This is a genomic window from Synechococcus sp. R55.8 (assembly GCF_047461895.1).
GTDB lineage: Bacteria > Cyanobacteriota > Cyanobacteriia > Thermostichales > Thermostichaceae > Thermostichus.
Genome location: NZ_JANSIB010000056.1, coordinates 6,361 through 17,059, shown reverse-complemented (window position 1 = coordinate 17,059; position 10,699 = coordinate 6,361). Strand labels below are relative to the sequence as shown.

Annotated in this window: 9 protein-coding genes and 1 pseudogene; 5 read left to right on the top strand and 5 right to left on the bottom strand. The window is 59.7% G+C overall.

The window, feature by feature from the left end; all coding sequences use genetic code 11:
* Both NW829_RS07215 and NW829_RS07210 read right to left on the bottom strand, forming a co-directional pair.
* Window positions 1–714, bottom strand: a pseudogene (locus NW829_RS07215) (hypothetical protein); the annotation flags it as partial.
* A gap of 180 nt (window positions 715–894) precedes the next feature.
* The gene (locus tag NW829_RS07210; protein WP_011434393.1) at window positions 895–1,797 is read right to left on the bottom strand and encodes a 4-hydroxybenzoate solanesyltransferase; all 903 of its coding nucleotides are present in this window, start codon (window positions 1,795–1,797) and stop codon (window positions 895–897) included.
* Between the two features lie 370 nt (window positions 1,798–2,167).
* Here NW829_RS07210 and NW829_RS07205 point away from each other — a divergent pair, with 370 nt between their 5' ends.
* Window positions 2,168–2,911, top strand: coding sequence for a response regulator (locus NW829_RS07205; RefSeq protein ID WP_414416771.1), 744 nt, complete (start codon window positions 2,168–2,170; stop codon window positions 2,909–2,911).
* On the opposite strand, the gene NW829_RS07200 is transcribed toward NW829_RS07205, so the two are convergent.
* The 3 genes from NW829_RS07200 to NW829_RS07190 all read right to left on the bottom strand — a co-directional run bounded on the left by NW829_RS07200 (window position 2,908) and on the right by NW829_RS07190 (window position 6,221).
* The gene (locus NW829_RS07200) at window positions 2,908–4,290 is read right to left on the bottom strand and encodes a CCA tRNA nucleotidyltransferase (protein WP_414416770.1); all 1,383 of its coding nucleotides are present in this window, start codon (window positions 4,288–4,290) and stop codon (window positions 2,908–2,910) included. The genes NW829_RS07205 and NW829_RS07200 overlap by 4 nt on opposite strands.
* Window positions 4,291–4,435: 145 nt before the next feature.
* Entirely contained in the window at window positions 4,436–5,470 is a 1,035-nt protein-coding gene (hemH, locus tag NW829_RS07195; protein WP_414414130.1) for a ferrochelatase, read from the bottom strand.
* Window positions 5,471–5,753: 283 nt separating this feature from the next.
* Window positions 5,754–6,221, bottom strand: a complete 468-nt coding sequence (locus NW829_RS07190; protein WP_414413796.1) for a hypothetical protein — start codon at window positions 6,219–6,221, stop codon at window positions 5,754–5,756.
* Between the two features lie 305 nt (window positions 6,222–6,526).
* Here NW829_RS07190 and NW829_RS07185 point away from each other — a divergent pair, with 305 nt between their 5' ends.
* The 4 genes from NW829_RS07185 to NW829_RS07170 all read left to right on the top strand — a co-directional run bounded on the left by NW829_RS07185 (window position 6,527) and on the right by NW829_RS07170 (window position 10,564).
* Window positions 6,527–7,018, top strand: coding sequence for a Tic20 family protein (locus NW829_RS07185; protein WP_414355562.1), 492 nt, complete (start codon window positions 6,527–6,529; stop codon window positions 7,016–7,018).
* Between the two features lie 92 nt (window positions 7,019–7,110).
* A complete protein-coding gene (gene moaC, locus NW829_RS07180; protein WP_414416769.1) occupies window positions 7,111–7,662 on the top strand; it encodes a cyclic pyranopterin monophosphate synthase MoaC in 552 nt (183 codons plus the stop codon).
* Window positions 7,663–7,706: 44 nt separating this feature from the next.
* A complete protein-coding gene (locus NW829_RS07175) occupies window positions 7,707–9,566 on the top strand; it encodes a hypothetical protein (RefSeq protein ID WP_414416772.1) in 1,860 nt (619 codons plus the stop codon).
* Entirely contained in the window at window positions 9,560–10,564 is a 1,005-nt protein-coding gene (locus NW829_RS07170) for an alpha-E domain-containing protein (protein WP_414416768.1), read from the top strand. Before NW829_RS07175 ends, NW829_RS07170 begins: the two co-directional genes overlap by 7 nt.
* The last annotated feature ends 135 nt before the right edge of the window (window positions 10,565–10,699 follow it).

Below are 10,699 nucleotides of genomic sequence, written 5' to 3'. Positions count from 1 at the left end.
ATCGGTGAAGCGGTTCCCCACTCTCTCTGGCGCAGTTCTTACAGGCTCCCCCTCGCCGATGGAGCTGGGAGATGCATCTTGGAGCAGGCCAAAGGCTTGGGTTGGGGAAGAAAAGCCTGCCGTGGGTTTGGAGGCAGCGGCAGGAGATCTGCTGCCAAGCCAGCCGGAAAGGGGCACCCCCGGCAAATAGACAGCGCTGGCTACGCCATCCGCCATCAAATCCCCGACAACGTGCATTTTGTGGGCCCAAGGGTGGCCCAGCAGCCGTCCGCCATCGTAGCGGCGTTTGATTGCCTCGGTTCGCACGGCGAAAGCATGTACCCAAGGCCGCCAACGGGGTTGATGCTCAGCATAGACCACCAGCCGATAGCGCAAGCGGCGAGCAATCCAGACGGCAAAAAACTGATCCCCCCCCAGAAACAGCACCACCCCTCGCTTGGCCCAATTCCAGGCTTCTTCGGTTTGGCCAGTAAGCAAAAAAGCCAGAAAAAAATCGGGATCCTGCACCCGATCCACGTCGACGAACGCTTGCGCTATCTTCATCTCTTGCCCGGAAGCATGGGGGCAGGGGGACAGCACCAGGGAGAGGCGTGCCTGAGGCAGTTGCTGGCGCAATTCCATCACCACCGGACGCACCCAGGTGGTCAGCTCTCCAGGGCCGTTTGAGAGAATAAGAATGTCATAGGGAGGCTCACCGCTGCTCAGTGGGGCCATCGGAGGCTGGGATCCTGCAATTAATCGTCTCATTCTACCGTTTGCCCATGGCCCTGGGCCGATTCCTGCCAGTCCGGAGATTTGTCGGGATCCCTTCCCAAAGAGGCAGCCCCAGCGTCGGCTGAGGGGCAAGGCGTTCTTCAGAGAGGCATCTGGCCATGCGAGAGGCCAGGGGATCCCTCAGGCCAGCAGGGACCCGCCGATCATCCCCGCCAGCAGAATAAACCCTTGCACCACATTTTGGCCGAAGATGGCCAGGTACAAGGTGGGAGAGGCATTCCTTTGGTGGAGCTGCCAGGTTTGCCGGCCCCAGAGGACAGTGACGATGGCCAAGCTGACAAAATAAACTCCATGCAACCGTAGGCTGAGGCCTACCCCCAACAGCGCGATGGCAGTGCCCAAAAAAAATAGCCCTACCGCCGTCGGCGTCCGCTGCCCGAAAAAACGGGCGCTGGAATGGATCCCGGCCCGCTCATCGTCCTCCCGATCCGCAAGAGCATAGACGGTATCAAATCCCAGTGTCCACAACACCGTGGCCAGCCACAGCCAGCCCAGCCCCTCTTCCCACAGGGGTGTGTTGGCATCTTGGCCGCTCACCGCCGTCCAACTGATGAGCACGGCAAATCCCCACGCCAGAGCCAGCACCAACTGCGGCACCGGAAACACCCGCTTGGCCCCTGGATAGAGCAGAATTACCGGCACCGCCGCCACACAGAGGGCAAAGCTAACCGGGTTGAGAAACAGCGCCAGCCCTGCCGCACAGGCCAAACTCACCACCGCCATCAGGATCCCGACGCCAACGGTCAACTCCCGGCTGGCCAACGGGCGATGGCGGGTGCGCTCCACCAATGGATCTAAGTCCCGATCCCAAAGATCGTTGATGACACAGCCTGCCCCACTGGCAGCCAGGCTGCCCAAAATGATGATCCCGACCAACGGCCAAGGGGGCGTTCCCCGTCCGGCCAAAAAAGCTCCCCACAGCGCCGGGATCATCAAAATCAATCGCCCTGCCGGCTTATGCCAGCGCAACAGCCGCAGAATGGCTCCGCCAGTGGCCCAGAGTGCAGAAGGGGAAGCAGACATAACCGGTTTCCGGCCAATCGCGACAGCGGGACGGAGTCCTTAAAGCGTGAGTTGCCGTTCGCGGGAGGGGTGCAGAGCACCATGAGGCGTGGGTAGGGGCGGCTCCACATTAGAGATCTTAAATCATCCTGAATTGCAGGTTTTTGGAATCCTTTCGGTTCCATTCGCCGTCTCAAGGCCCTGTGCAAGTCAGTCCGCCCCTGTTCTCTTTATTGGCCTGCCCTGGAAGTTTGATATCCTATCGGGGGGCTGCTGTTGACGGTGGCGGCACTTGCCCTTCTCACCCTGTGAGGCTGTTATCGCTACGTGACGCTTCCGCGTTCGTGACGGCGGTGCGGAGCACTTGCGTGCAGGCGCAACGGAGTTCTGTATGGAAGCAACCCTCTCCATGACCGGTCCACTTCCTCAAGCCAAGGAAGCTGCTCCCCATCTGGAGACCCTGCTGGTGGTGGATGACGAGGATGCCATTCGGGAAACGGTTGCCCTGGCTTTAGAAGAGCAGGGGTATCAGGTTTTACAAGCCGCCGATGGTCGGCAAGCCCTTGAGATGGTGCATACGGTTGAGCGGCTGGATTTGATGATCTTGGATTTGATGTTGCCCAGCTTGAACGGTCTGGATCTGTGCAGGCTGCTGCGCAGGGAGGGCAACACGATTCCCATCCTGATGTTGACGGCCAAAAGTAGCGAAACCGACCGGGTGGTGGGCTTGGAACTGGGGGCCGACGATTATCTGACCAAGCCCTTCGGCATGCGGGAGCTGATCGCCCGCTGTCGCTCGGTGTTGCGCCGGCAACAACTGGCCCAAGCCAGCGATGCCACGGTGCTCCGCTACGGGGATCTGTGTATGTTTACCCAGGAGTGCCGCGTGTTGGTGCGGGGCGTTGAGGTGAGTTTTTCCCCCAAAGAGTTTCGCCTGTTGGAGCTGTTTATGTCCAATCCCCGCCGCGTTTGGACGCGGGAGCAGCTTCTGGAGCGCGTCTGGGGATCCGACTTCATGGGCGACAGCAAGACCGTCGATGTGCATATCCGCTGGCTGCGGGAAAAATTGGAGCTGGATCCCAGCAACCCAGAGTATTTGGTGACGGTGCGCGGCTTCGGCTATCGCTTCGGCTAGTCTTTTTGCTGGCCACGCCACCGGCGGGCAAAAGAGAGCGCCTCGGCACGAGTTTGAATCTGCCCCCAAGCCTGCGCCTCCTGGAGGTCTTGCAGCAACTGGCCTACCCAGGGGCCGGGTTTGGCCCCCAAGCTGTGCAGCAGATCGCGGCCATCCAGCAGGGGCACCAGATGGGCCAGGGGATCCTGGGGGTCTTCGTAGCGTTTGAGCCAAGACTCCAGCTTTTGAGGGTCGCCGCCCGTAGCCACCGCCAACAGCGCCAGGCCACCGAACAGGGATCCCGCCTGTTGATAAAGCCGCCACTGTTGCGCAGGGGTGGGGGAGTCCGTCAGGAGAAGCTGAAGCTGAGGCAGAAGATGGTGTAGCTTTTGGATGGCCCGCATTTCCGCTCGGCTGAAGCGCAGCCGCTCCAGCTCGGTTTCCACCCTTTCTGCCGTTCGCGTCAGCAAGACAGAGTCCTCAGTTCCCGCTGGATCCCACAACAAGGCCGCCAGCACCACTGCCAACAGCCTGCCGCGCCCTTCGCGTGAGGATGTCAAGGGCTGGGCCAGCTCTGCCAGCGTGCGGGGATAGAGCGGTTGCCAGCGCCCGGCCCACTCCCACACGGCCTGAGCTTGAGGGAAGCCCGGACTTTCCGGCTTCAGGTGGGGCAGCCAAGCCTGCAGCAACCCCGCCGCCACCGCCGCCTGTAGGTGAGCCAGCCCTGGGATCCCTGCCTCCAACAGGGCCACTATCTCTGCCCGCACCCGTTCTGCCGCCACATTCGCCAAAAGGGGAGCCCGCTCCCGGATCGCCTCTTGCGTAGCTGGATCCAGCCCAAACCCCAGCTGAGCCGCCTGTCGATAACCCCGCAACAGCCGCACCGGATCAGCACTGAGGTTGTCGGGGTGTACCATGCGCATCCGGCTCTGGCGAATATCGGCTTGTCCGCCTGTGGGATCCAGCAGTTGCTCCCTTTGCAGATCCAAGGCCAGGGCATTGCAGGTGAAGTCCCGCTGCCTCAGATCCTCCTCAGGGGTGGATCCCGCCTGCAGCCCCACGTCCACGGTCAACTTTGCCAACACAATGCGGGCAATCTGCCGTTCGGGATCCAACACCACAAAGCCCGCCCCCAACCGCCGTGCCACTGCTGCTGCCCAGCCCACGGGATCCACAGCGCACATCAGGTCCAAATCCACCGACGCTGAGGACTCCATCCCACCGTCGCGAGCGGGATCCCCAGCAGCACGGCCCTGCAGCCAAGCCAGGTAAGCATCCCGCAGGGATCCCCCTACCCAATAGCTTTTCTGCGGCAGCCACTCTTGGGGGAAAGGCAGCCGTTGGTAAAAATAGGTCAGCAGCCACTTCGTCAGCAAGGCTTCGCTCGGGCTTAGGGTCATTCCCAGTCAAAACTCCATGAAGATGAGACACCTGGGGTGGTAGGAGAACGCTTCTGGGGGTATGAAGTCAGCGTCCTCGTCTGGTCGCGTCAGCGTTGCAGAGCAACAATGAGCAGAGCAACAATGAAATGCCTGGCGTTCTTCCCTACCGCTCCAGCAGCGAGCCGCCCACAGCAGCAGGGACAAAGGCAGGAGCTGCCAAGCCCGGAGTGAGCAGATGAGGCCGCACCAGCGCCGCCAAGCCGGCAATGAACAGAGGGTCGGCATTCAAGGCGGGCACACGGCGAAAATCGGCAATCCCAGCTCGATGGGCCAGCTCCCGATACTCGATGTCAATCTCCTGCAGGGTCTCGATGTGCTCCGACACAAAGCTAATCGGCACCACCAGCAACTGCTTCACACCTCGGGATCCCAACTCCAGGATGACCCGTTCGGTATAGGGTTGCAGCCACCGCACCGAACCCACCCGGCTTTGATAGGAGAGGGTGTGGTCATTGGGGCGTCCCACCTGCTTCCAGATCAGCCGCACGCAGGCTTCCATTTCCCGTTGGTAGGGATCCCCGGCCTCGGTGACATAGCTTTCGGGAATGCCATGGGCGCTGAACAGCACATGCACCCCCTCGGGAGCGGCAAACCCATCCAACTGTTCCCGAATCCCTCTGGCCATCGCCTGCACATACTGGGGCTGATCGTACCAAGAGCAGATCTGGCAGCGCTCGATGTGGGCCAGCTCCGGATCCTCAGCCCAGAGCCGATCCAGCAGCTTAAAGCTGGATCCCGTCGTGCTGATGGAATACTGCGGGTAGAGTGGCAGCACCACCAAGCGGGTGATCCCATCCGACTTGATCTGTTGCACCACCGACTCGATCAACGGATGCCAGTAGCGCATGGCAACATACACCGGCACGTCATAGCCCTCAGCCACCAGGTGGGCCTGCAGTTCTCGCGCTTGCTCAGCAGTAATGCGCCGCAAGGGGGATCCCCCCCCAATGGCCGCGTAGTTGCGGCGGGATTTTTCGGCCCGCAGCGTGGAGATGGCCCAGGCGAAGGCCCGCTGCAAGAAGGGAAACGGCAGCCGGATCAGCTCGGGATCGGCAAACAGATTGTAAAGAAAGGGCTGCACATCAGCCTGGGTCTCTGGCCCCCCCAAGTTCAGCAGGAGCACGCCGCTTTTGGACATAACAAAGCTCATTGCGTTGGCGGTGCGGAGCACCATGTTCTTCTTTATCCACTGTAGGGGCTCTTATCCCCCAGCGGGAAAGTGACCTTAAGTTTTTTTGCAGTCTTTCTCAGCTTTCCCCTCACCCCAGGAGAAACCACCCGATCGCAATCTCACCCAAACCCACAAGTCCGATCTGGGGACTCCGTCCCGCTGTCGCGAACAAAGTCCAAAAAGGGATCCCCGCCCACAAGGGGATCCCCAGCCTTAAAACTCCACTGTCGTGCAGAGCAGCAGAGCGGTGTTAAAACTCTCGACCTCGGTAAACCCGCTGCAGGGCCGGAGTGACGGGGTAGCGATCAATATCGGCCAGGCTCAACTTCAAGCGCAGCGTATTGAGGAGTTTCCAGTAGGGGGGCACAAAAGCCTTTTCAGGGATGGGTTGGGCGGTAGGAGAAGGATCCCCAGAGCGGGCAACCGTCTCCATGGGGCAGCCGCGGTAGCGGAGCGGACGGGATCCGAGGTGAGCTGAGCGCAGATCTCGGCTGGGATCCACCGTCAAGCCGCGAAACTGGATCGCCCCCGGACGAGAGGCTTCCCGATAGCGCAGATAGCCTGCCCACACCTGGGCAATCCACTCCGGCAAAGCTTCGGGCCGAATGTGATAGCGCTCCGGCAACAGACGGTCGTTGAGAAAACCCATCAGCCCAGACCAAACTTGCCAGACAAAAGCTCCGACGATGCGAGCAGCGGGAGACGATGAAATCTTCATGGTGAAAGCTGAAAAATGTAGAGAACCTGAAAAACCGGTGATGCAGCCAGGATTTGCCGTTGATTATATCAGCCTGGATTCATCGGAGCGCTCACTCTGAACCTTTTGGCCTCCAGTTTTTCTGCTCACTGGAAAGCAGAAGCCGGCTTGCGGCCAAGCGCGTTGAGCCACCCAAATCCATCGACTACAATAGGCCCAAGGCTTGGGTGTTGCTTTCTCTTTCCGACCTGTAGCTTGCGGGGATCCCAGAAGCGCACCGACAAGCCAGCTCCAGTAACCATTGCATCTATGGGGATCGACGGATTATGACCTGGCGCGGCGACATCACTCCCATCAATCGGCTGTGGGGATCCCTTCCCTACCTTTTGCCTTTGGTATCGGCTCTGCCCTTGGGCTTTTTGCCCTCTGGGTTGTTTCAATCTCTGCCAGGGCTGATCCCCATTTTTGCGCCTCTGTTTCGTCTGGTGCCCCTGGCCACGGGCTGGCTGGGAATGGGGGTGTTTTTGGCTCTGCTGTTCCTGGTGATCCGCAACACCCGCGTAGCCCATTTTGTTCGCTTCAACACCATCCAGGCGCTCTTGCTCAACATTGCCTTGTTCTTGGTGCAGGTGCTGATGCAGGCGTTTGGCATACTCTTCGGCAACCTTGGCCTGGCAGCGATGGTCAGCATTTTGGCCACCACGGCTCTCTTGGGGGTGATTGCCATCACCGTCTACGCCTGGGTGCAAAACATTCGCGGCCACTACGCCGAGGTGCCGGTGCTCTCTGATGCCGCCTATGCCTGGATTCGCTACTAGTTGTCAAGTCCCTGCGGGTCTGGTTGCCGATTTGCCGACCTCATCGGAGCCTAAGCCAACTCTTCAGCTCTCAAGGATTGTGGGAGGCCGGGGTGCCATCGGATTCGAGTTCTAGTCGCGCCAGCAGGACAGAGTCCTTTGTTGGGCAAGCCCTCACCCACCTGGACGCCTCTGGCCGAGCACAAATGGTGGAAGTGGGACACAAGCCCATGGTTGCCCGCTTGGCCACTGCCCAAGGACAGGTACGCATGTCAGAAACGACTTTGCAGACCATCTTGGCCGGTCAAGGGCCCAAAGGGAATGTGGTGGAAACAGCCCGGCTGGCCGGGATCATGGCTGCCAAGCGCACCGCTGATCTGATCCCGCTGTGTCATCCTCTCCCCTTGAGCAGCGTCACCGTGGATCTGAATCCGGATCCCCATCTGCCCGGCTTTCTGATCACCGCTACAGTGAAAACCAACGCCCAAACAGGGGTGGAGATGGAGGCTTTGACAGCAGTTTCGGTGGCTGCCCTCACCCTATACGACATGGCCAAGGCCTTGGAGAAGACGATGGTGATCGAACACATCCGGCTGCTGCGCAAGTATGGGGGGAAGTCTGGGCCTTTCGAGGTAGAGGATGGGGACAACGCCGAGAAATGCTAAAAGCGTTGTGCCAACCGGAGAGGGGTGTTGGGATAGGGTTGCTGGTGGGAGTCGTGGTGCTGCTCTGGCCCATGCTGCGCCAGGGCTATCCCATCACTCATTCCACCCACTTCAACCTCAGTTGGGCCTTTCAGTATCAGCGACAGTTTTTCAGCGGGCAGTTTTACCCCCGCTGGCTAGAGTATTCCAACTTCGGCTACGGCAATCCCACCTTTGCCTTTTACCCCCCTCTGTGCATGGTGGCCCCTCTGCCGTTTCGCCTGCTGGAGCTGGATATGCCCGGATCCCTGGTGGCCAGCATGGGCTTGGCAATGGCGGTCTTCGGGACAGGGCTGTATGCCCTTCTCCGGCAACTCATCCCCTGGGCTTGGGCTCTGGTTTTGGCTCTGGCGGGTATGGCCGGCCCCTATTGGCTGGTGGATATTTACCAACGGGGGGCAATGGGGGAAGTGTGGGCCATTGCTGTCTCTCCCTGGATTTTCTGGGCCTCAGTCCAGGTGATCTGCCGGCCCCAGTCCCTTTGGCCGATTGTGGCCTTAGCCATTAGCTACGGCCTGTTGGCCCTATCTCACTTGCCCACTTTGCTGGTCTTTACGCTAACTTGGCTGCCTCTGCCTTGGGTGCTGGGCCGCTGGGATCCCCTCTGGCCCAGGGTGGGGCGCTGCTACTTGGGGTTTGGGCTGGGGCTGGGGTGGACGGCGTTTTATCTGCTGCCAGCCTTTTGGGATCAGCGCCTCATCCAGGTGGAGTTGGTGAATTTTGTCGAAGAGTACATGCCCCAACATCGCCTGATGCTGAGTGGGCTAACCCGGCTCCAGCCGCAACTGACGCAGCACTGGTTTGAAAGCGGCCTGGTAGGGTACTGGCTCTGGATGGTAGCCGTTGTCTTGGGTGTTGGAATCCTGATTCTCCCAACTTGGCTGGCCCGCAGGACAAGGGGGATGACCCCAATCCATTCCGCTCGTGCTGGCGAGACGGAGTCCCATGGTGCCTTAGAATCCTCTGCTCCCCTGGCCAAAGCCATCCTGCTCTACAGCTTGGGGGCCAGCTTGGTGGCCTTGCTGATGATGACGGATCTGCTGGGTTGGCTCTACGAGTGGGTTTTGCCCCTGCGGCGCATTCAGTTTTCTTGGCGCTGGATGGCGGTGACATCAGTAACGGTGCCCTGGCTTTTGGGATCCCTGGCCGCCTGGGGGTGGGGGCAAAAGGGCTGGAGGATCCTCTTGATTGTGGGGATAGGTCTGGCCATGGGGATACAAAGCTGGCAGGGCTGGCAGGTCTTGTCCAGAGCCTGGTTTGACCCGCAAACCATCCAGACTTTTCAAGAGCTGTCTGCCGCCAAGCCATTTCCCAATGAGCCCCAGGAGCGACCGGGCATTGCTTTTCTCCACATGCACTGGCGCTTTCCCGACGGGCTGGCGCTGGTGGATGTGCTGGAGTACCGACCTCGCCAGGCAACGCTGCCCATGCCGCCCCCAGAGGTGGATCCGCTGCTGCGGTGGCAGGGGGACGTAGTGGATTTTGGACAAGAGCAAGGCAATCTGGAGCCACTGTTGGAAGTGGAACGGTGGAGCTATGGCTACCGTCGTTTTCGGGCCGTTAACCCCACCGATCAGGATCAATGGGTAGTCCTGCGCACTTTTTACTACCCTGCTTGGCGGGTACAGGTGGATGGTCGCCTCACGTCTGCTGAGCACAGCGGAGTGGGGCTGTTGCAGGTGCGGATCCCGCCGGGGGATCATCGCGTGCAGGTGCGCTATCTGGGTACTGCAGCCGAGTGGATGGGGTGGATCCTGACCGGCCTGACGGGGGTGCTGCTGGTGAAGCTGCGGCGGCTGCTTCGTTTGTTGAGTTTGAACGGAGCGCAGAGACAAGACACTCCAGAGGAGGCAACAGCATGCTGAGTCGGGTGGCCGATTCCATCTACTGGCTCAACCGCTACGTGGAGCGCGCCGAGAACATCGCCCGCTTCATCGATGTCAATCTCAACCTCATCCTAGACTTGCCCAGCGGTCCCGCCCAGCAGTGGGATCCCATTGTCTACACCACCGGGGATCAGGAGCTGTTTTACCAACGCTATGGCCAGGCAACCCAAGAAACGGTCATCCAGTTCCTGGCTTTTGATAGGGATTACCCCAACTCCATCCTTTCCTGTTTGCGGCTGGCGCGAGAAAATGCCCGTTCTGTGCGGGAGGTCATTTCTTCAGAAATGTGGGAGCGGGTCAACCGCTTTTATTTGATGGTCAAAGAAGCAGCTCAGCAAGGCCCCCACCTGAGTCAGCTCCACGATTTCTTCACGGAAGTGAAACTGGCCAGCCACCTATTCGCCGGGGTGATGGATGCCACCATGACCCACGGGGAAGGTTGGCACTTTGGCCAGATTGGCCGTCTTTTGGAGCGGGCGGACAAAACGGCGCGCATTTTGGATGTTAAGTATTTTATCTTGCTGCCCTCTCTGCAGTACGTGGGCACGGCTTTGGATGAGTTGCAGTGGATTGCTTTGCTGAAGTCGGCCAGTGCTTATGAAATGTACCGGAAACACAGCCGCCAACACCGCATCAATCCCAGAGAGGTGGCCTCTTTCCTGATTTTGGATCGGCAATTTCCCCGCTCCATTCAGTTTTGTCTTATTCATGCGGATCGATCCCTGCACCAGATCACCGGCACCCCAGCCGATACCTGGCGGGATCCCAGCGAGCGAGCTTTGGGCCGCCTGCGTTCTGAGCTGGACTACCTAACCATCGACGACATTATGGAGCAGGGCTTACATGAGTTTCTCGACAAATTGCAGCTACAAATGAACCACGTTGGCGATTGCATCTACGAAACTTTCTTTGCCATTCGCCCCTTGCAACCGTCTGAATCCCCTCTACTCTCTCAACGTCAAGCCCAACTGACATGAACGGCCTCGACTCTAAATGCAACGAGAAAAACAGGACACCTGGCCAATTGGGCTGGATCGGCAGCCGACGGGAGTAGATGAGGCAGCCTTTATTGCCGCCAATGCCACACTGATCGGCGATGTCCAACTTGCGGA

What these genes read in the sequence shown, in the direction of transcription:
- NW829_RS07210 (WP_011434393.1), bottom strand. Translation starts at nt 1,797, where the DNA reads ATGTCTGCTTCCCCTTCTGCACTCTGGGCCACTGGCGGAGCCATTCTG.
- NW829_RS07205 (WP_414416771.1), top strand. Translation starts at nt 2,168, where the DNA reads ATGGAAGCAACCCTCTCCATGACCGGTCCACTTCCTCAAGCCAAGGAA.
- NW829_RS07200 (WP_414416770.1), bottom strand. Translation starts at nt 4,290, where the DNA reads ATGACCCTAAGCCCGAGCGAAGCCTTGCTGACGAAGTGGCTGCTGACC.
- hemH (WP_414414130.1), bottom strand. Translation starts at nt 5,470, where the DNA reads ATGTCCAAAAGCGGCGTGCTCCTGCTGAACTTGGGGGGGCCAGAGACC.
- NW829_RS07190 (WP_414413796.1), bottom strand. Translation starts at nt 6,221, where the DNA reads ATGAAGATTTCATCGTCTCCCGCTGCTCGCATCGTCGGAGCTTTTGTC.
- NW829_RS07185 (WP_414355562.1), top strand. Translation starts at nt 6,527, where the DNA reads ATGACCTGGCGCGGCGACATCACTCCCATCAATCGGCTGTGGGGATCC.
- NW829_RS07170 (WP_414416768.1), top strand. Translation starts at nt 9,560, where the DNA reads ATGCTGAGTCGGGTGGCCGATTCCATCTACTGGCTCAACCGCTACGTG.